16 protein-coding genes are annotated in these 19677 nt (G+C 62.0%); 8 read left to right on the forward strand and 8 right to left on the reverse strand.

The window, feature by feature from the left end; all coding sequences use genetic code 11:
• Positions 1-98: 98 nt before the first annotated feature.
• A complete protein-coding gene (rnr, locus tag HCZ87_RS07690) occupies positions 99-2390 on the forward strand; it encodes a ribonuclease R (protein ID WP_167643177.1) in 2292 nt (763 codons plus the stop codon).
• A gap of 156 nt (positions 2391-2546) precedes the next feature.
• Here the strand turns inward: rnr and HCZ87_RS07695 are convergent, their stop codons facing one another.
• Positions 2547-3260, reverse strand: a complete 714-nt coding sequence (locus HCZ87_RS07695; RefSeq protein WP_167643178.1) for a glutathione S-transferase family protein — start codon at positions 3258-3260, stop codon at positions 2547-2549.
• Between the two features lie 88 nt (positions 3261-3348).
• On the opposite strand from HCZ87_RS07695, the gene HCZ87_RS07700 reads away from it, so the two are divergent.
• Both HCZ87_RS07700 and HCZ87_RS07705 read left to right on the forward strand, forming a co-directional pair.
• Positions 3349-4041: a YafY family protein gene (locus tag HCZ87_RS07700; protein WP_167643179.1), complete on the forward strand. Its 693-nt coding sequence runs from the start codon at positions 3349-3351 to the stop codon at positions 4039-4041.
• Between the two features lie 106 nt (positions 4042-4147).
• The gene (locus HCZ87_RS07705; protein WP_167643180.1) at positions 4148-5506 is read left to right on the forward strand and encodes a lytic murein transglycosylase; all 1359 of its coding nucleotides are present in this window, start codon (positions 4148-4150) and stop codon (positions 5504-5506) included.
• A 117-nt stretch (positions 5507-5623) separates the two neighbouring features.
• Here the strand turns inward: HCZ87_RS07705 and HCZ87_RS07710 are convergent, their stop codons facing one another.
• The 6 genes from HCZ87_RS07710 to HCZ87_RS07735 form a co-directional block, all read right to left on the reverse strand.
• Positions 5624-6802 carry an ABC transporter permease gene (locus tag HCZ87_RS07710; RefSeq protein WP_167643181.1) on the reverse strand — a complete coding sequence of 393 codons (1179 nt, stop codon included), beginning with the start codon at positions 6800-6802 and terminating at the stop codon, positions 5624-5626.
• Between the two features lie 6 nt (positions 6803-6808).
• Positions 6809-8488, reverse strand: a complete 1680-nt coding sequence (locus tag HCZ87_RS07715; protein WP_167643182.1) for an ABC transporter permease — start codon at positions 8486-8488, stop codon at positions 6809-6811.
• A 143-nt stretch (positions 8489-8631) separates the two neighbouring features.
• Entirely contained in the window at positions 8632-9735 is a 1104-nt protein-coding gene (locus HCZ87_RS07720; protein WP_167643183.1) for an extracellular solute-binding protein, read from the reverse strand.
• Between the two features lie 96 nt (positions 9736-9831).
• Positions 9832-10932 carry an ABC transporter ATP-binding protein gene (locus tag HCZ87_RS07725; RefSeq protein ID WP_167643184.1) on the reverse strand — a complete coding sequence of 367 codons (1101 nt, stop codon included), beginning with the start codon at positions 10930-10932 and terminating at the stop codon, positions 9832-9834.
• A gap of 312 nt (positions 10933-11244) precedes the next feature.
• Positions 11245-12642, reverse strand: a complete 1398-nt coding sequence (locus HCZ87_RS07730; protein ID WP_167643185.1) for an aspartate aminotransferase family protein — start codon at positions 12640-12642, stop codon at positions 11245-11247.
• Positions 12643-12706: 64 nt separating this feature from the next.
• Positions 12707-13393: a GntR family transcriptional regulator gene (locus HCZ87_RS07735; protein ID WP_167643186.1), complete on the reverse strand. Its 687-nt coding sequence runs from the start codon at positions 13391-13393 to the stop codon at positions 12707-12709.
• A 145-nt stretch (positions 13394-13538) separates the two neighbouring features.
• On the opposite strand from HCZ87_RS07735, the gene HCZ87_RS07740 reads away from it, so the two are divergent.
• The 5 genes from HCZ87_RS07740 (at position 13539) to HCZ87_RS07760 (ending at position 18842) form a co-directional block, all read left to right on the forward strand.
• Positions 13539-14624, forward strand: coding sequence for a polyamine ABC transporter substrate-binding protein (locus HCZ87_RS07740; RefSeq protein ID WP_167643187.1), 1086 nt, complete (start codon positions 13539-13541; stop codon positions 14622-14624).
• A gap of 90 nt (positions 14625-14714) precedes the next feature.
• Positions 14715-15842: an ABC transporter ATP-binding protein gene (locus HCZ87_RS07745; RefSeq protein ID WP_167643188.1), complete on the forward strand. Its 1128-nt coding sequence runs from the start codon at positions 14715-14717 to the stop codon at positions 15840-15842.
• Entirely contained in the window at positions 15842-16723 is an 882-nt protein-coding gene (locus HCZ87_RS07750; RefSeq protein ID WP_167643189.1) for an ABC transporter permease subunit, read from the forward strand. The genes HCZ87_RS07745 and HCZ87_RS07750 overlap by 1 nt, the downstream gene beginning before the upstream one ends.
• Positions 16720-17538, forward strand: a complete 819-nt coding sequence (locus HCZ87_RS07755) for an ABC transporter permease (protein ID WP_167643190.1) — start codon at positions 16720-16722, stop codon at positions 17536-17538. Before HCZ87_RS07750 ends, HCZ87_RS07755 begins: the two co-directional genes overlap by 4 nt.
• Entirely contained in the window at positions 17535-18842 is a 1308-nt protein-coding gene (locus HCZ87_RS07760; protein WP_167643191.1) for an FAD-binding oxidoreductase, read from the forward strand. Before HCZ87_RS07755 ends, HCZ87_RS07760 begins: the two co-directional genes overlap by 4 nt.
• Here the strand turns inward: HCZ87_RS07760 and HCZ87_RS07765 are convergent.
• Entirely contained in the window at positions 18815-19576 is a 762-nt protein-coding gene (locus HCZ87_RS07765) for a phosphotransferase family protein (RefSeq protein ID WP_167643192.1), read from the reverse strand. The genes HCZ87_RS07760 and HCZ87_RS07765 overlap by 28 nt on opposite strands.
• Positions 19577-19677: the final 101 nt, after the last annotated feature.

Here is a 19677-nt window from a genome sequence, read left to right on the forward strand (position 1 = left end):
ATGATGGATGCACGACGGGCGGGAGCGCACCCCTTCTTCGCTTTCCAACCCGCGCTTTTCAGCATGACGCGCCGTCTCCGCCGTGCTACGGCACAGATATGGCGCGCATCCCGACAAAGGCCGAGATTCTGGATTGGATCTCCGCCCACCCGACCCAAACCGCAAAACGTGATATTGCCAAGGCTTTTGGCATCAAGGGCGCTGAGCGCATTGACCTCAAACGCATCCTGAAAGAGCTGGAAGCCGAAGGCCATCTGGAAAAACGCAAGAAGACCTATGCGGACCCGGATCGCCTGCCGCCGGTCTCGGTGCTGCTGGTCAAAGCCCCCAACGAGGACGGCGATCTCTTTGCGCAGCCGCTGGAATGGCACGGCGAAGGGGTGGAGCCCATCGTGCTGGTGATCCCCCGCGCCTCGGATCCCGCGCTTGGCGAAGGGGATTGCATCCTCGCGCGCCTCACCGTGGTGCATGAAGCCGATCACAACTACGAGGCGCGGCTCATCCGGCGCATCGGCACCAATCCCAAACGTATCCTCGGGATCTACCGGGCAGGCTCCGAAGGTGGGCGCGTGGTGCCCATCGACAAGGCGGGCGCCACCGAATGGATGGTGCCCGAGGCCAATACCCATGGCGCCAAGGATGGCGAGCTGGTGGAGGCCGAGCAGGCCGGACCAAAGGCCCGCATGGGCCTGCCCAAGGCGCGCATCGTTGAACGTCTCGGCGATCCCTCCGCGCCCAAGGCCGTGTCGCTGATCGCGATCCACTATCATGGCATCCCGGATCATTTCCCCGACAAGGTCATCGCAGAGGCCGATGCGGCCAAACCGATGGGGCTCTCTGGCCGGGAGGATCTGCGTGATCTGCCCTTCGTCACCATCGACCCGGCCGATGCCCGCGACCATGACGACGCCTGTTTTGCCCATGCCGATGATGACCCCAAGAACCCCGGCGGCCATATCATCTGGGTCGCCATCGCCGATGTCGCCGCCTATGTCACTCCCGGCTCGGCGCTGGACCGCGAGGCGCGCAAACGGGGCAACTCCAGCTACTTCCCCGACCGGGTGGTGCCGATGTTGCCGGACCGGCTGTCGGGTGATCTCTGCTCCCTGCACGAAGGCGTGCCGCGCCCCTGTCTGGCCGTGCGCATGCAGATCGACGAGGCGGGCAACAAACTCTCGCATCGCTTTGTGCGCGGGCTGATGAAATCGCAGGCCTCCCTGCATTACAGCGAAGTGCAGGCCGCCATGGACGGTCAGGTGACGGAGCGCACCGCGCCCTTCCTCACCGAGGTGATCCAGCCGCTCTATGCTGCCTATGCGGCGCTGAAAGCCGCGCGGGCGGAGCGCCAGCCGCTGGAGCTGGACCTGCCGGAGCGCAAGATCACGCTGGATGACAGCGGCAAGGTCACCTCGGTCAATTTCCGCGACCGGCTGGATGCGCATAAGCTGATCGAGGAATTCATGGTGCTGGCCAATGTCGCCGCCGCCGAAACCCTGATCCAGAAACGCCAGCCACTGCTGTTCCGGGTGCATGAGGAACCGGCGGTAGATAAGCTCGACAACCTGCGTGAAACGGCGCGGGCGGCGGGGCTGAACCTGGCTAAGGGGCAGGTCTTGCAGACCCGGCATCTGAACGCGCTCCTGAATGCCGCAGCGGGCACCGATGATGCGGAGCTGATCAATATTTCGACCCTGCGCTCCATGCAGCAGGCCTATTACTTCCCTGAAAACTTTGGCCATTTCGGCCTCGCGCTCAGGAACTACGCCCATTTCACCTCGCCGATCCGCCGCTATGCTGACCTGATCGTGCACCGCGCGCTGATCACCGCCCATGGCTGGGGCAAGGATGGGCTGTCGCCTGAGGAAATCGAACGCCTGGAGGAGACCGCAACACATATCTCCGCCACCGAGCGGCGCTCCATGCTGGCGGAGCGCGACACCACCGACCGCTATCTGGCCTCCTATCTCGCCGAGCGCGTGGGCAATGAATTCACCGGGCGGATTTCGGGCATCGCGCGCTTCGGCGCCTTTGTGAAGCTCGACGAGACCGGCGCGGACGGACTGGTGCCGGTGCGCAGCATCGGGCGGGAATATTTCCATTTCGACCCCAAGGCGGGCACCTTGATGGGATCGGACACCGGGTTGATGATCGCCATTGGTCAACGGGTGACCGTGCGCCTGACGCAAGCCGCGCCGGTGACCGGCGGGCTGGAGCTGGAGCTTCTGGCGCTCGAAGACGCTGAGCTGCCGAGCGGAGGCGCTGGCGCGCCGGGCAAGGGTGGGCGGCGGCGCAGCCCAGCCGGGCGAACGGTGACGCGGCGCAAGGCTGCCAAGTCCAAGCACAAGGCCGCCAAGGTCAAATCCAAAGCGACGCGCAACCGGCCCAAGTAACCAGATCTGCACCTTGCGACCTTCTCCGGTCGCAAGAGGGTTTGCGCTCCGCTTCGCGGATCGCCGGGGGCAGGCCGCGCCCGCTTGCATGTTTCATGCAAATGGGCCGGGCGGGAGAGCTTCGCTCTTTTGCGATAAGATAGATGGTGATGAAATTCAGGCGGCTTTCGGCAGATCGGCCGCTGCGGCTTCCATGATCCGCGCGACATAGGTCATCAGCCTGGGATGGTTTTGCGTGACCTCGGCCACCGCGCGGGCTGCGGGTGCGCGCGACAGGGCGTCCAGCATCGTTGCGGCCGAACAATCCGCCGCCGTCATCCGATCCCCAAAGAGATAGGGCTGATCGCCCAGCACCGCCTCCAGCGCCGTCAGGTCCTGCCCCAGGCGCAGCAAGCGCTCGGCCCGGTCCAGCCGGGAATGGCCGGTGAAATGCAGCCCCTGCATGACCTTCGCGCGAAAGCCCTCGGCCACCGGGGCTGGCACCCCGGCAAAAACCGTCTGCGTCATCCCGGCCCAGCCGTCATCTTCCAGCCAGCGCGCGCACATCAGATGCAGCCAGAGCGCCTCGTCCACCATGCGGATCAACAGCCGCGACTGCGCTTTCTGAAGATCGCTGAGGCCTGGGTCAAACTCCGCCCCGCGTGCCTCAAGAAAGCGGCGAATGCCTTCACTGTCGGGGATCAGCGCGCCGGTCTCATCCCTCAGCACCGGCAGTTTGTGATGCGGCATGGACGCGAGCTCCGCCGGGTCATTCACGTCCTGTCGCTGCCAGTCCTCACCGGACATCTGCAACAACAGCGCCGCCTTGGTGCAGAACATGCTGTAGCTGTAAAAACCGTCGCCGCCGCCATGGGTCAAAAGGGTCAACATCGTCTCTCTCCGTGTTTGGATGTGATAGGTGACGTGCTACAGCAGGCTATTGACAGTTTTTGTCATCAGCGCGAGGCAACCTGGGCCCATGACCAAGACCGAACGACTCTTTCGCCTGATGCAGCTTTTGCGCCAGTTGCCGCCCCCGGTGACGGCGGAACAGCTGGCGCAGGAGCTTGATGTATCGGCCAGAACCATCCACCGCGACATCGACGCCCTGCGGGCGCTCGGCGCGATGATCGACGGCGCGGCGGGGTTTGGCTTCACCCTGATCGAGGACGCCACCCTGCCGCCGCTCGGCTTTGGCGCCACCGAACTGGAGGCGCTGTCGCTGGGATTGAGCGAGGTGGCCCATCGCGGCGACCCGGATCTGGCCGAGGCGGCAAGAAGCGCGCTGAAAAAGCTGCACGCCCGCCTGCCCCCCCGGCAGTCGGCGCGGCTGCAACATGCCACGCTTTCGGCCTTTATGTTCTCGCCCCCGGCGCCGCCGACGGTGGATTCGGCGGTGCTGCGACAAGCCACATGGGAGGAGCGCGAGGTCTGTTTCTCCTACAGCGACGGCAAGGGCACGGTGACAAAACGGCAGGTTAAACCCTTGGAAATGATATACTTTGACCAATCCACCGTGCTGATCGCCTGGTGCCATCTGCGCCGGGGGTTCCGGGTGTTTCGACTGGACCGGATGCAGGCGCTGGAGGTGAGGGAGACCACATTTCGCCCTCACCGCGTGCGGCTTTACCGCGAGGCGCTGGCCCATCTGCGCAGCCAGAAGATCGGCTGACCGGCAAGGCGACGCCAAGCTCCGCCACACCCGCGATGAGTGCTTTTGCCGTGGCCCGCTCCGGGTTAGACTGCGGGTAAGAAACGAAGCAGGTGTTGAGGGTAAAATGCGCAGTTGGGTCAAGACAGCGCTGTGTTTGGGGGCCGCCATGAGCGCGGCAGAGGCACAGGCGAATATTACGAAACAGGGCGCCCCTGCGGCGACGCTGCGCCCGCTGGTGCGGCCCGAGGCGGGCGCTAGGGATGCCGTGCAGCTGGCAGCGGCGACCACGCTGCGGCCCCAGGCCCGCAGCGCTGCGGCGGAAGCAGCCAAACCCGCCATTGTCACCCCGACCGATGCCACCGCAAACCGGCGCTTTCTGGCCTGGGTGGAGGGCTTTCAATCCCGCGCGCGGGCGCAGGGCATCAGTCAGACGACGCTGAACCGCGCCTTTCGCGATGTCACCTATGATCCGCTGGTGATCAAACGCGACCGCAACCAGTCGGAATATACCAAGACGATCTGGGAGTATCTCGACAGCGCGGCCTCGGACAATCGTGTGAAGAACGGCGCCAAGGCGCTGCGTCAGAACCGCCGGGTGCTGGATCGGATCGAGCGCACCTATGGGGTCGATAAGGAGGTCGTGGTCGCGGTCTGGGGGCTGGAGAGCAACTATGGTTCGCATCGTGGCGATATGGATATCGTGCGTTCGCTGGCGACGCTGGCCTTTGACGGGCGGCGGGGAAAGTTCTTTGAAAGCCAGCTGATCGCGGCGCTGAAGATCCTGCAAGCGGGCGACGTGGATGCCCGCCACATGACCGGCAGCTGGGCCGGGGCGATGGGGCATACGCAGTTCATCCCGACCAGTTATCTGGCCTATGCGGTGGATTTCACCGGCGATGGCAAGCGCGATATCTGGTCCAGCGATCCCAGCGACGCGCTGGCCTCCACCGCCGCCTATCTGAAGCGATTCGGCTGGGTCAAAGGCCAGCCCTGGGGGGTCGAGGTGACCCTGCCGCGGGGGTTCAACTACGCGCTGGCCAGCCGCAAGATCAAGAAAAGCCCCGGTGACTGGGCCGCGCTTGGCGTGAAGGGCATTGATGGGCGCCCGGTGCCGAATTACGGCAGTGGCTCGATCCTGTTGCCGGCGGGCGGCAAGGGCGCGGCCTTTATGATCTTCAAGAATTTCTCGGTGATTGAGCGCTATAACACGGCTGATGCCTATGTGATCGGTGTTGGGCACCTGAGTGACCGGCTGAAGGGCGGGCCGAAGATCCAGAGCCAATGGCCGCGCGGCGACCGGGCGCTGACGTTCTCGGAACGCAAGGAAATGCAGCAGCGGCTGACCCGGGCCGGGTTCAATACCCAGGGCGTGGACGGGCGTATCGGCCCCAACACCATCGCCGCCATTCGCGCCTTTCAAAACGCCCAGGGGCTGGTGCCGGACGGCTATGCCTCGCTCAGCTTGCTGAAGAAACTACGTTGAGCGACCAAGGGGGCGCTGCCCCCTCGGCTGCGCCTCACCCCCGGGATATTTCAGGTTAGAAGAAGAAAGCCCCGCACATTGGCGGGGCTTTTTGTTTGCTCAGTATGCGTTGCGCGATCAGCTGGGCGACATGCCGCGGAGGCGCTCGGAGCGGCGACGCAGCAGCTCCACCGTGGTCAGCAGGCAGATCGAGATCCCGACCAAAATCGTCGCCACCGCGAGAATCGTGGGGGAGATCTGCTCGCGCAGGCCGGTGAACATCTGCCAGGGCAGCGTTTTTTGACCGGCGGAGCCGACAAAGAGCACCACCACCACCTCGTCAAAGGAGGTGATAAAGGCGAAGAGGCCACCGGAGATCACCCCGGGCAGGATCAGCGGCATCTGCACCCGAAAGAAGGTGGTGACCGGGCCAGCGCCCATGTTGGCGGCTGCGCGGGTCAGCGAGTTGTCAAAGCCGACCAGCGTTGCGGTCACGGTGATGATCACAAATGGAATGCCCAGAGCCGCGTGCGCCAGCACCACGCCAACGTAGGTGCCTTGCAGACCGATGCGGCTGTAGAAGAAATACATGCCCGCGGCGGAGATGATCAACGGCACGATCATCGGCGAGATCAGAACCGCCATGATGGCACGGCGGAAGGGCACATGCGGTTGGCTGAGGCCGATCGCCGCCAGGGTTCCGAAGCTCACGGACAGCAGGGTGGCCATGGGCGCGATGCGCAGGCTGTTCCACAGGGCTTGCTGCCAATCCGGGTTGGTCAGGAAGTCGCGATAGTGGCGCAGCGAGTAGCCCGCCGGGTCAAAGCGCAGCATCTCCGGGGTGAAGGTGAAGAAGTTCTCGGCGTTGAAGCTGAGCGGCATCACCACCAGGATCGGCGTGATCAGGAACACGAAGATCGCGCCGCAGATCACCCGGAAGCCATAGTGCCAGAGCACCTGGCCCGGTGTCAGATAGGGCACCAGATGTTTGCGATAGCTGGAGGTGGCGATCCAGAAGATGAACCAGCCCGCGAACCAGCCAAAGAGCGCGCCGAGGACCAGGGCGGGAAGACCGCCCATCAGGAACCCCGCCACCGCGAAGGCGGCGATGGTGAGCCAGCGTATCGGTTTTTGTTGCTCCAGCAGCATGCTGGAGAAGACAAAGCCCATCACGCCAAAGAGCGCGGCGCCAAGGATCAGGCCCATCAGGCCCGATCCCTGCGCGGTGCCCACAAAGAGGCCCAGGATCGCGCCCGCGGCTGCCGATGTGGCGGCGGTGAAGGCTGGGGTTTGGTTTGTTACAGGTGTCAGTGCCATTGTGTCTTATCCCAACTTCACATTGTCGATGCCGACGATCTTGTCATAGGCCCAATAGAGCAGCAGGACGACCGCGAGCAGGATGCTGCCCAATGCCGCCGCCAGGCCCCAGTTGAGCGAGGAGGAGATGTGGTAGGCAATCCGGTTGGAGATGAAGACACCTTTGGTGCCGCCGACGATTTCCGGCGTGATGTAGTAGCCGATCGACAGGATGAAGACGAGGATCGAGCCCGCGCCAATGCCCGGCACCGACTGCGGGAAATAGACCCGCCAGAAGGCTGTCCAGTTGGTGGCGCCCAGCGATTTTGCCGCCCGCAGGTAGGTCGGGTTGATCGTCTGCATCACCGAATACATCGGCAGGATCATGAACGGCAGCAGGATGTGGGTCATCGCCACGATGGTGCCGAACTGGTTATTGATCATCACCAGCCGCGCGTCATCCGCCACCAGCCCAAGCCAGACCAGCACATCGTTGATCACGCCTTGCTGTTGCAGCATCACCTTCCAGGCCGAGGTGCGAACCAGGAGCGAGGTCCAGAACGGCAGCAGCACCAGGATCATCAGCAGGTTGGCCGAGCGCGTCGGCAGGTTGGCCAGGATCCAGGCCACCGGATAGCCCAGCAGGATGCAGGAGCCGGTGATCATCAGCGACATGATCATCGTGCGTTTGAACAGCGTGATATAGATCTGCTGGTTCTCCGGCCGCGCTTCGACGCCATCGGCACCAAGATGCAAATCCACCGAATTCAGGAAGTAGCCGGTGGTGTATTCCGGGCTGTAGGTCTGGATCGTGCGCCAGTTGCCGACATTGCCCCAATCCTTGTCGATATCAAGGAAGGCCTCCTTGAAAGAGATCGGCGGCAGATCGGCAATCGCGGCAGCGGCGGCTTTCAGCGCATCAGCGCCGGGGCCGGTGTAGCTTGCCAGATTCGCGGCGCCGCCATCGGTGGAGACTTCGGTCGCGAAGGCCACATAGACAGTTTCCCATGGCTTTTCCTCGGCCACGATATCGCCATCCACCACCGCGGTGAACAGGGCAAAATCGGTATAGGCAATGGCGGTGCGCGGGAAGAGTTTGGAAATCTCCGCCCCCGGCACAAAGCCGATGTCACCGGAGAATTTTTCGCCCGTCAGCTGTGCGAGCTTGGTGCGTTCGCCATCCAGAAGATCGGTATCACCCGCCGCAGAGCTGCCGCCGGACATGATTTCATACCACAGCGCGCCATTCTTCAACTCGCCATCGCCAGAGCGCTGAATGGCTTTGACGTCGGCCTTGCCGATGTCATCCACCTTGCGGCCACTGCTGCGGAACAGCGAGGAAATACCGGTGTGTTCATAGTTCAGGCGGGTGCCGAGCTTGGTATGCTCCTTGGCCTCTGCCGCCACAAACAGATCGTAATAGAGGCTCTCGTATACCGCCTCATCCGGGGACTCGCCGCTCATCGGGTCCCAGTCTTTCAGCGTGACCACCGTTTCCGGCAGCGTGTCGGCCACGATGCGGTTCTCAACCGAGCGGAACAACATGTCCGCAATCGGGAAAATAAAGGCCAGAAGAATAAAAATCAGCAGCGGTGCGATGAGCATCAAAGCCCGCAGTTTCTGCATCCTCAGCGCGCGCGCGAGGCTGCGCTTCAGCGGCGTGCCATCAGCCGCAAGGACCGGGCCGGATTGAGTCGTGTCACTCATGATTGTCCCTGTTTTCTTCCCGCGTCATTAATCGTGCGGGGTTTGTGTCTCTCTGCCGCCAAATGCGGGGCTGCTCCTGAGAGCAGGGCCGGAGAGGAGGCCGGAGAGCGCGAAACGCTCTCCGGCAGGATCATCAGATCAGCTTACTTCGCCAGCCAAGCCTGGAATTTCGCGTCGATGTCGTCGCGATAGTCAGCCCAGAACTCGTAGTTGTAGAGGAAGGTGTTGGTGGCGTTGGCCGGGTCGGTCGGCATATGCGGTGCCATTTCGATGCCCAGTTCGGCGTGTTTGCCAACCAGCGGTGCGGAAGACGCACGGGCCGGACCGTAGGAGATGTATTTCGCCTGATCCGCCAGACGCTGGGTGTCGGTGGCAAAATAGATGTAGTCCATCGCGCGGGCTTTGCGCTCGTCGGACAGACCCGCCGGGATGATCCAACCGTCAAGGTCGAACACCTGCGCGTCCCAGAGCATCGCAACGGGCTGGTCCTGCTCTTCGATCAGCGAGAACAGACGGCCGTTATAGGTGGAGCCCATGACGACTTCGCCATCCGCCAGCAGCTGCGGCGTGTCGGCGCCCGCGGACCACCAGATCACGCTGTCCTTGATGGTGTCGAGCTTGGCCAGCGCCTGCTCCTGACCTTCGGGAGTGGCCAGAACGTCGTAGACGTCGTCCTTGGCAACGCCATCACAGATCAGCGCCCATTCCATGTTGTTGATCGGACGTTTTTCCAGGGCGCGTTTGCCCGGGTAGGCTTCCAGATCAAAGATGTCACACACGCTGGTCGGCGGGGTGTCACCCACGAGGTCGGTGCGATAGCCGAAGGTGGTGGAATACACGATCTGCGGGATGAAGCAGTCGGAGACCAGCAGATCACCGAAGTCTTCGGAGGCCGAGGTTCCATCGGGGGCCGGAGCCAGCATTTCGTCGGCGTCGATTTCCATCGCCAGGCCTTCGTCGCACAGACGAATCGCATCAGAGGCCACAACGTCAACAACGTCCCAGGTGATGTTGCCCGCTTCGTTCATGGCGCGCATTTTCGCCACGGCTTCGTTGGAGCTTTCATCGTTGATGATCTTCACGCCGGTCTTTTCGGCATAGGGCTCGTGGTAGGCTTTGTTCTGCGAATTGGAGTAAGCCCCACCCCAGGACACGATGGTCATTTCATCGGCCATATCTGCGGCAAAGGCCATCGGCGCACAGAGAGCGGTCGTGGCGACGAGTGCCGACAGTTTACGCAATTTCATTTGGTATTCTCCTTGTTGAGACACGTAGAATTTCATCTGTTTGGTCCCCCGATCCGTTCCTCATGCCGGGGGTTCCGGCTCGCAGCCAGACGCCGTTCAGGCGTCCAGCGCGCGGCAGTCCTCGGGCAGCCAACCGATTTCGATTTGCTGACCGGGTTGCAGCCGATCCTGGTCAGGCGCGTTCCGGGTCTTGATGATGAACTCATCATTGCCGGCCACCCGCAGGCGGGTACGGAAAATATCACCCATATAGATGAATTCCAGCACTTCCGCCTTGAGCGTATGCGCGCCTTCTTGCAGGCGTTCCTTGTTGTATTCCACCCGCTCGGGGCGGATCGACACTTGGGTGCGCTGCCCGACTTCGGACACGTTCACAGGCGTACACTGGATCGTTTCGCCGTCATCCAGGGCTACCACGGCGTGGTTCCCGGAGATCTCTTTCACCACGCCCTCAAGCGTGTTGTTTTCACCGATAAACTGCGCGACGAAGCTGTTCTGGGGCGATTCATACAGCTCGTCCGGCGGTGCCAGCTGCTGAATGCGCCCGTCGTTGAACACCGCGACGCGGTCCGACATGGTCAGCGCCTCGGTCTGGTCGTGGGTCACGTAAACGGTGGTGATCCCGAGTTCATGCGCCAGATGGGTGATTTCGAACTGCATCTTTTCGCGCAGCTGCTTGTCGAGCGCGCCGAGCGGTTCGTCCATCAAAACCAGTTCGGGTTCAAACACCAGCGCCCGGGCCAGGGCCACACGCTGTTGCTGACCACCGGACAGCTGCGAGGGGCGACGACCGCCAAATGCGCCCATCTCCACCATATCCAGCGCGCGCTTTACCTTGGCTTCGCGCTCGGATTTGCCCATTTTGCGAACTTCCAGCGGAAAGCTGAGGTTCTCGGCAATGGTCATGTGAGGGAACAGAGCGTAGTTTTGGAACACCATGCCGATGCCACGCTTGTGCGGCGGAATGTTGTTGATCGAGACACCAGCCAGACGGATATCCCCGTGGGTGGCTGTCTCAAAACCAGCCAGCATCATCAGGCAGGTGGTTTTTCCCGAGCCTGACGGCCCCAGCATGGTCAGAAATTCGCCCTTGGGCAGGGTGAGGTTCAGATCTTTGACGACAAGTGTTTCACCGTCATAGCTCTTTTGTACGCGTTCGAATTCCACGAACGCGTCAGTGTTCGACGCATCGGCCAAATCAGGCTCCCCGTATTTGTTCTTATCGCGGCGGATTCATCCGCTCTTCGTCTCGCAGTGTAAACACAGCGTCATGGTTCTGTGCAACCAAGTCATCGAGATCAGATCAATCCCTTGGTATATTGCTGCGATCTTCTAGTAGAATCCCCCCTATACCCGCATGTTTTGCGGCATACGCACACATCTATGCGGCATTTTGGGACATTTTTGCACAATCTGACAACCGCCTTGGCAATCACTTTTTTAGCGATCTGGTCAAAAAGGCCGAATCGGCCTTTTTGAGAGGTATAGCGATTCGCTGTCAGGATCGGCTCACTCGGCAGCTGTCAGCAGGCCGCGCTCTTGCAACTCTGCGTAGCATTCATCCAGCGACTTGCGGGCGCGCTCGATCAGCAGGTCGATTTCTTCCGGCTTCAGGACCAGCGGCGGCGAGATGATCATCCGGTCGCCGACATGGCGCATCACCAGGTTGTTGGCAAAGCAGCGCTCGCGGCAGATGTAGCCGACGGTGCCCGCCTCCGCCGCAAAGGCCGCGCGGGTTGCCTTGTTCGGAGTCAGCGCGATGGAGCCCATCATGCCCACGATCTTGGCCTCGCCCACCAGCGGATGATCGGTCAGCGATTCCCATTTCTCCTTGAGGTAGGGCCCGGCCACATCCTGCACGTGACCAATGATGTTTTCCTCTTCCAGGATGCGCAGGTTTTCCAGCGCAACGGCCGCCGCCACCGGGTGACCGGAGTAGGTATAGCCGTGGTTGAACTCGTCCTTGGCAATCACTGCTGCAACCTCGTCCGACACCACGGAGCCACCGATCGGCGCGTAACCAGAGGACAGGCCCTTGGCGATGGTGATGATATCGGGGCGGATGCCGACGGTCTGGCTGCCGAACCAGTTGCCGGTGCGCCCAAAGCCGCAGATGACCTCATCCGCGATCAGCAGGATTTCGTATTTGTCGCAGATGCGCTGGATTTCCGGCCAATAGGTGGCGGGCGGCACGATCACGCCACCGGCGCCCTGCACCGGCTCCGCGATAAAGGCGGCAACGCGGTCTTCGCCGAGCTCCAGAATCGCCTGCTCCAGCTCCTGCGCGCGGGCAAGGCCGAAATCCTCGGGGGTGCTGTCGCCGCCCTCGGCCCACCAATGCGGCTGGTTGATGTGGTGAATATCCGGGATCGGCAGCCCGCCCTGCGCGTGCATGCCGGACATGCCGCCGAGCGAACCGGAGCCGACGGAAGAGCCGTGATAGGCGTTCTTGCGCGAAATGATGATGGATTTGGACGGCTTGCCCTTCATCGCCCAATAGTGGCGCACCATGCGGATATTGGTGTCATTGGCCTCGGATCCCGAGCCGGCAAAGAACACGTGGTTGAGATCACCCGGCGCCAGTTCGGCGATTTTTGCGGCCAGGGCAATCGCCGGCACATGGGTGGTCTGGAAGAAGGTGTTGTAATAGGGCAGCTCGCGCATCTGGCGGGCGGCGACCTCGGCCAGCTCCTCGCGGCCATAACCGATATTGACGCACCAAAGCCCGGCCATCGCATCGAGGATCTCGTTGCCCTCGCTGTCGGTCAGGGTCACGCCGTTGGCGCGGGTGATCACCCGGGCGCCTTTTTCCGCCAGCTCGCCATTGGCGGTGAACGGGTGCATGTGGTGCGCGGCGTCAAGCGCCTGAAGTTCTGCCGTGGGCAGGTGGTTGGTGATCGCGGTCATTGGGGACCCTCCTGAACGATAACTTTCGCCCAGAATATGATCAAAAATTGGACTGTCAATCGAATCAGTCGGTCGAGGTCAAACCCGCCCTGACCTGCTCCATCCCCTGCAACACGTCCCGTTCAGCGGCCAGCGCGACCAGATCTGCATCCTTTTTCCGCAGCCCCTCCAGGATGTCTTTGTGACGGTCCGGAAAACTATGGGTTCCAAAGCGTCCGCAGACCACCCGCAGAGACGGGCCAAAGCGCAGCCAGAGCCGGTCCACCAGATCCACCAGGATCGGCGCATCCGCATGGGCATGAAGGAGATGGTGGAACTGGTAGTTCAACACCAGATACCCCGCGATATCACCGCCGGCGATGGCCTTGTCGAGCGCCAGGTCCAGCTGTTCCAGCCGGTCAATCTCGGCGTCCGGTATACGGGTTGTTGCCCGGCGCACCAGCTCGCATTCAATTGATTTTCTTGCATAAACAAGCTCGTCTATGTCCTCCACCCGCAGCTCTGGCACCGACACGCGGCGGTTGCCCTGAAACATCAGCGCCCCGTCCGAAATCAGGCGGCGGATCGCCTCGCGCACCGGTGTCATGCCACTGTCGAGCGCCTCCACCAGCCCCTGAATGGTCACCGCCTGCCCCGGTGCCAGTTCGCCAAACAAAATCTGCGCCCGCAGCCGTTGATAAACCTGCTCGTGGGCGGGCAGTTTCGAGGCTGTCTCGGGAGGTGCAATTGATGGCGGATTTGGCACATTCACCGGCTTTGGATCCTTCTAATTTTTAGGCAGCTTGCACGAAGAAAACACAGATGAAAGCATAAAATCTCTTGCCGGACTCGGCAAATTTTGATCAAAATAGCCCACAGCCGGTCAAAAGACGCCGGTAAACACAGGGGAGACTTACATGTCATTCAAATCGGTCACCATCGTGTCCGCTATCGCGCTGAGCGCCGCCGCGGCCTCCGCCGAGGAAGTTCGCGTCTACAACTGGTCGGACTATATCGACGAATCACTGCTGGAGAAATTCGAGACCGAAACCGGCATCGACCTGATCTACGACGTATTCGATTCCAACGAACTCTTGGAAACCAAGATGCTTGCCGGCGGCTCCGGCTATGACGTCGTGGTGCCCACCGGCTCCTTTCTGCAACGTCAGATCCAGGCCGGCGTGTTCCAGAAGCTCGACAAGGACCAGCTGCCCAACTACGGCAACCTCTGGGACGTGATCCTGGACCGCACCGCGCAGTTCGACCCCGATAACGCCTATTCGGTCAACTACATGTGGGGCACCACCGGCATCGGCGTCAACGTCGGCAAAGTAACCGAAGTGCTGGGCGAAGATGCCCCGATCGACAGCCTCGCGCTGGTGTTTGATCCGGCCAATATGGAAAAACTCGCCTCCTGCGGCGTGCATTTCCTGGATGCGCCCGACGAGGTTGTGCCGGCCGCTCTGACCTACCTCGGCCTTGACCCCAACACGCAAGACAAGGACGATCTGGAAAAAGCCGCGAGCGTGCTGGAAGCCGTGCGCCCCTATGTGCAGAAGTTCCATTCCTCCGAATACATCAACGCGATGGCCAACGGCGATATCTGCGTGGCCTTCGGCTGGTCCGGTGACATCCTGCAAGCGCGGGACCGTGCCGCTGAAGCCGACAATGGTGTCGAAATCGCCTATAACGCCCCCACGGAGGGCGCGCTGATGTGGTTCGACCAGATGGCGATTCCCGCCGATGCGCCAAACCCCGAGGGGGCGCATAAGTTCCTGAACTTCATCATGGACCCGGAAAACATGGCGGCGGCGTCGAACTACGTCTATTACGCCAATGGCAACAAGGCCGCACAGGAATTCCTGGCCGAGGATGTGATCGGCGATCCGGCGATCTACCCGAGCGCCGCTGCGCTGGACAACACCTATATCAAGAGCCCCTATCCGCAGAAGGTACAACGCGTTGTGACCCGCCTGTGGACCCGGGTAAAATCCGGCACCTAAGCTCAAACCAACCAGCGGGGCGTTTCGACACGCCCCGCTTTTCTTGAAAGACGACAGGCCCGCAGCACGCTGGCCGCTTAGGGGGCGAATTTGGCACAACCTGTATTTGAGCCTTGGAACGATCCGAACGAAAAGCCGCTGATCCAGTTCAAGAACGTGAGCAAGCGTTTTGGCGATTTCACCGCGATCGACGATCTGACCATCGACATCTTTGAACGCGAGTTCTTTGCCTTGCTGGGCCCATCCGGCTGCGGCAAGACCACGATGATGCGCATGCTCGCGGGGTTTGAAACCCCAAGCGACGGCAAGATTTTCCTGTCTGGTCAGGATATTGCCCCGGTGCCGCCGAACCGGCGCGCGGTCAATATGATGTTTCAGTCCTATGCGCTGTTCCCGCATCTCAGCATCTGGGAAAACATCGCATTCGGGCTCAAGCGCGAAGGCATGCCCCGCAACCAGATCAACGCCCGCGTCGAAGAGATGCTGCGCCTGACCCGGCTGGAGAAATTCGCCCGCCGCAAGCCGCATCAGATCTCTGGCGGTCAGCGGCAGCGGGTGGCGCTGGCACGCAGCCTCGCCAAGGCGCCGAAACTCCTGCTGCTGGACGAGCCGCTCGGCGCGCTGGACCGCAAGCTGCGCGAGGAAACCCAGTTCGAGCTGATGGATATTCAGGAAAAGACCGGCACCACCTTCGTGATCGTGACCCACGACCAGGAAGAGGCCATGACCGTCGCCAGCCGCGTTGCGGTGATGGACAATGGCAAGGTCATTCAGGTCGCCACCCCTGCCGATATCTACGAAGCGCCGAACTCGGTCTATGTAGCTGATTTTATTGGCGATGTGAACCTTATTGAGGGCACCGCCACCGCCACCGGAGAGGGCACCTATGCGCTGCATTGGCGCGACGGCGTGCCGCCGCTGACGGTGACGACACCGCAGAGCTTTTCCGACGGGCAGCGCGCACATCTGGCGATCCGGCCCGAAAAAATCTCCATCAGTGCCGAAAAACCCGCAGAGGCCGCCAATGCGGTGATGGGCAAGGTGCTGGACATTGCTTACCTCGGCAATATCTCCACCTATCACGTGGAGCTGCCGAGCGGCGATATCATCAAGGCGCAGACCGCCAACACCCGCCGCATCTCGCGCCGCGCCTATACCTGGGAAGATACCGTCTGGCTGTCCTGGACAGCCACCGGCGGCATCTTGTTGGCAGACTGATGCGCCGTTTTTTCCTGATCGCCGTTCCTTATGCCTGGCTGCTGGCGCTGTTTCTGGTGCCCTTCCTCATCGTTCTGAAAATCTCCTTGTCGGATGCGGCCATCGCCCTGCCGCCCTATGTTCCGCAGTTCGAATGGAGCGAGGGTATCCGCGCCTTTGTCTCCCAGCTCGATCTAGAGAATTTCACCTGGCTGATTGAGGATGACCTCTACTGGAAAGCCTATCTGAGCAGCCTGCAAATCGCCGCCACCTCGACGGTGCTGACGCTGATGGTCGGCTACCCGATCGCCTATGGCATGGCCCGCGCGCCGCAGGAGTGGCGCCCGACCCTGATGATGCTGGTGATCCTGCCGTTCTGGACCTCTTTCCTGATCCGCGTCTACGCCTGGAAGGGAATCCTGTCGAACGAGGGCTTCCTGAATCAGTTCCTGCTCTGGACCGGCGTGATTTCCGAACCCTTGCAGATCCTGAACACCACCACGGCCGTCTATATCGGTATCGTCTATACCTATCTGCCCTTTATGATCCTGCCGATCTACGCGGCGCTGGAGCGGATGGACGACAGTCTGAACGAGGCCGCCGAGGACCTCGGTTGTTCGCGTCTCTCGGCCTTTTGGCTGGTGACCATTCCGCTCTCCAAAGGGGGGATTATCGCAGGTTGTTTTCTGGTCTTCATCCCGGCGATGGGCGAATTCGTGATTCCCTCGCTGCTGGGTGGCTCTGACACGCTTATGATCGGCAAGGTGCTGTGGGAGGAGTTCTTCTCAAACCGCGATTGGCCGGTGGCCTCGGCGGTGGCGGTGATCCTGCTGCTGATCCTGGTGGTGCCGATCGTGCTGTTTCAACGCAATCAGCAAAAGGAACAGGAGGGCGAGACATGAAACGCCTGAGCGCTTTCAATGTGGTGTCGCTGACGCTGGGATTTGCCTTTCTCTATATCCCGATGCTGATTCTGATCCTGTTTTCCTTCAACGAGAGCAAGCTGGTCACCGTCTGGGCCGGGTTTTCCACCAAATGGTACGGCGAGCTGATGCAGAACGAGGCGATGCTGGATGCCGCCTGGGTCACGATCAAAGTGGCGGTGATGTCCTCCACCATCGCCACCGTTCTGGGGACCATGGCGGCCTATGTGCTGGTGCGCAGCGGTCGTTTCCTCGGGCGGACGCTGTTTTCCGGCATGATCTACGCCCCATTGGTGATGCCCGAAGTGATCACCGGCCTGTCGCTGCTGTTGCTGTTCATCGGTATTGGCCTGGATCGCGGCGTGCTGACCATCGTGCTGGCGCATACGACTTTTGCCATGTGCTATGTCTCGGTGGTGGTCTCCTCGCGTTTGGCAACCTTTGATCAATCGCTGGAAGAGGCGGCGCTGGATCTCGGCTGCTCTCAGGCGCAGGCGTTTCGTCTGGTGACCCTGCCGATCATCGCCCCCGCGGTGGTCTCGGGCTGGCTTCTGGCCTTCACCCTGTCGCTGGATGATCTGGTCATCGCCTCCTTCACCACCGGCCCCGCCGCGACCACCCTTCCGATCAAGATCTTCTCGGCGGTGCGCCTGGGGGTCAGCCCCGAGATTAACGCGCTCTCGACGCTGATGATCGGCGTTGTGACGGTCGGGGTGATCTGCGCCTCTCTGGTCAGCAAACGGGCACTGGTGAAGCAGCAAAAAGAGGAACAGCAGGCTGTTCACGCAACATGAGCCGGCGGATCTTCTCCAGCTACGCCTATGGTCCCGGCCCGCGCAGCAACTGCTGGTGGGACGAGACCATCGACGCGCCGGTCTGGCCATCACTGGACAGTGACAAACGCGTCGATGTGGCGGTGATCGGTGCAGGCTTCACCGGGATTTCCAGCGCCCTGCATCTGGCCGAATCAGGGGCAGAGGTCGCGGTGCTGGAAGCCGAAACCCCCGGTTGGGGCGCCTCCGGGCGCAATGGCGGTTTTTGCTGTATTGGCGGTGCCAAGCTCGGCGCCTCTGCAATGACGCGCCGATACGGTCGCCACGAAACCCAGACCTATCAGGCGGGCGAAGTGGAGGCCGTCAATCTGGTGCAAGGCCTGATCGCCCGCCATGGCATCCAGGCCGACACCCACTCCGATGGGGAGACCATCCTCGCCCATACCCCCAAAGCGGCCCGGGCGCTGCGCCAGGAGGCCGAGGAGGCCGGCGGTGACTTTGTTGCGGGCCCTGATCTGCCCCGGCATGGTCTTGGTGGCGCCTTTCACGGCGCACTGAGCACCCCGATCGGCTTTGCGCTCAACCCGCGCAAATACCTCTTTGGTCTGGCAAAGGCGGCTCAGGCGGCCGGGGCGCTGCTGTATCAAAACAGCCCGGCGCTGCGCGTTCAGCGCGTCGATAACAGCTGGCAGGTGCAGACCCCCAACGGGCGCCTGACCGCGGATCAGCTGGTGATCGCCACCAATGGCTATTCCAGCGAAGACCTGCCCGACTGGCTGGCCGGGCGCTATATGCCGACGCAATCCACCGCCATGGTCACCCGCCCGATCACCCAGGCAGAGCAGGCACAACAAGGCTGGACCTCGGCCCAGATGGCTTATGACAGCCGTCACCTCTTGCATTATTTTCGCCTGATGCCGGATGGCAGGTTTCTCTTTGGCATGCGCGGCGGGCTGCTGTCCTCGCCTCGGGCAGAGCAGAAGATTCGCGGCCAGCTGCGCCGTCACTTCGAGGCGCTATTCCCCGAATGGCGCTCCATCGAGACGAGTCACATCTGGTCCGGCATGGTCTGCCTGTCGCGCAACCTTGTACCGTTTGTCGGCGCGGTGCCCGATCATCCCGGCCTGTTTGCAGGGCTTTGCTATCATGGCAACGGCGTTGCGATGGGCAGCTATGCCGGTGCGTTGCTCGGTGATCTGGTGCAGGGAAAGACGCCCGCGCGGCCCTATTCAAAGGTCGTCCAGCAATTGCCGCGTTTCCCGCTGGGCCGCGCCCGTCGGCTCTTGATGCCGCCGGCCTATGCTGTTCTCGGCCTGATGGACTGAAGCGCGGCGAGTTCCAGATCACGCGCCACCAGATCGCCGCGCCAGTGGCAATAGGCCGCCATGCGCCAGTGGAACCAGGGCCGCAGCGCATAGTAGCGCGCCACCACCCGCCGGTCGGGATAGGCGCGGGCAAAGGCGCTTTCCTCCGCCACCGAAAGGGGCTCACCCCGGTACAGCAATTGCATCGCCGGGGAGAGGAACAGCGCCAGATCCTCGGCCGGATCGCCCTGCTGCGGGCACTGCCAGTCGATCAGCGCCAAGGTGCCATCATGGCTTAGCAGATTGCCGGGCACGGGATCCCCATGAATGAGGCAGGGCGTGCGTAGCGCGGGCACCCTCCCCTGAGGCTGCAAGCGCCGGATCATCTCTGCCCCGGTATCGCAGCGCGCCAGGATCTCCTGGGTTTGCCGCTCCAGCGCCAAGGATCCGTTGATCCCCTCCGGCAAGCCGTCAATACCTGCCTGATCGTGCAAGATCCCCAGAAGACGGGCCACATGCGCGGTATCCTGCTGCCAGGGCATGCCGTTCATATGGCTGTAAATCAGCCAGGCCCTGCCGTCCCAATGACCATGACCAAGGTATCGCGGCGCCATGCCGGTGCCGCTGAGTCCTTGCAACACGCGCCGCTCCCGCACCGGATCATTGGCAAACAAAGGGTTGTTCTGGCCCTGGCGATAGAACTTGACCACCATATCCCCGGCACGCCAGACATGGTTGCTGCGCCCGCCACTCAACGGGACCGGCTCCAAAAGACACCAGCCCTGCTGCGCCAAATGGCGAAACAGGGCTGTGGCAGTGGTATCATGTGGCGCCAGTGACAGCAGAGCGCTCCAAA

Source organism: Phaeobacter sp. HF9A (assembly GCF_011806385.1).
Taxonomy (GTDB): domain Bacteria; phylum Pseudomonadota; class Alphaproteobacteria; order Rhodobacterales; family Rhodobacteraceae; genus Epibacterium.

What these genes read in the sequence shown, in the direction of transcription:
- HCZ87_RS07700 (WP_167643179.1), top strand. Translation starts at nt 3,349, where the DNA reads ATGACCAAGACCGAACGACTCTTTCGCCTGATGCAGCTTTTGCGCCAG.
- HCZ87_RS07755 (WP_167643190.1), top strand. Translation starts at nt 16,720, where the DNA reads ATGAAACGCCTGAGCGCTTTCAATGTGGTGTCGCTGACGCTGGGATTT.
- HCZ87_RS07720 (WP_167643183.1), bottom strand. Translation starts at nt 9,735, where the DNA reads ATGAAATTGCGTAAACTGTCGGCACTCGTCGCCACGACCGCTCTCTGT.
- rnr (WP_167643177.1), top strand. Translation starts at nt 99, where the DNA reads ATGGCGCGCATCCCGACAAAGGCCGAGATTCTGGATTGGATCTCCGCC.
- HCZ87_RS07730 (WP_167643185.1), bottom strand. Translation starts at nt 12,642, where the DNA reads ATGACCGCGATCACCAACCACCTGCCCACGGCAGAACTTCAGGCGCTT.
- HCZ87_RS07740 (WP_167643187.1), top strand. Translation starts at nt 13,539, where the DNA reads ATGTCATTCAAATCGGTCACCATCGTGTCCGCTATCGCGCTGAGCGCC.
- HCZ87_RS07750 (WP_167643189.1), top strand. Translation starts at nt 15,842, where the DNA reads ATGCGCCGTTTTTTCCTGATCGCCGTTCCTTATGCCTGGCTGCTGGCG.
- HCZ87_RS07715 (WP_167643182.1), bottom strand. Translation starts at nt 8,488, where the DNA reads ATGAGTGACACGACTCAATCCGGCCCGGTCCTTGCGGCTGATGGCACG.
- HCZ87_RS07710 (WP_167643181.1), bottom strand. Translation starts at nt 6,802, where the DNA reads ATGGCACTGACACCTGTAACAAACCAAACCCCAGCCTTCACCGCCGCC.
- HCZ87_RS07705 (WP_167643180.1), top strand. Translation starts at nt 4,148, where the DNA reads ATGCGCAGTTGGGTCAAGACAGCGCTGTGTTTGGGGGCCGCCATGAGC.
- HCZ87_RS07760 (WP_167643191.1), top strand. Translation starts at nt 17,535, where the DNA reads ATGAGCCGGCGGATCTTCTCCAGCTACGCCTATGGTCCCGGCCCGCGC.
- HCZ87_RS07695 (WP_167643178.1), bottom strand. Translation starts at nt 3,260, where the DNA reads ATGTTGACCCTTTTGACCCATGGCGGCGGCGACGGTTTTTACAGCTAC.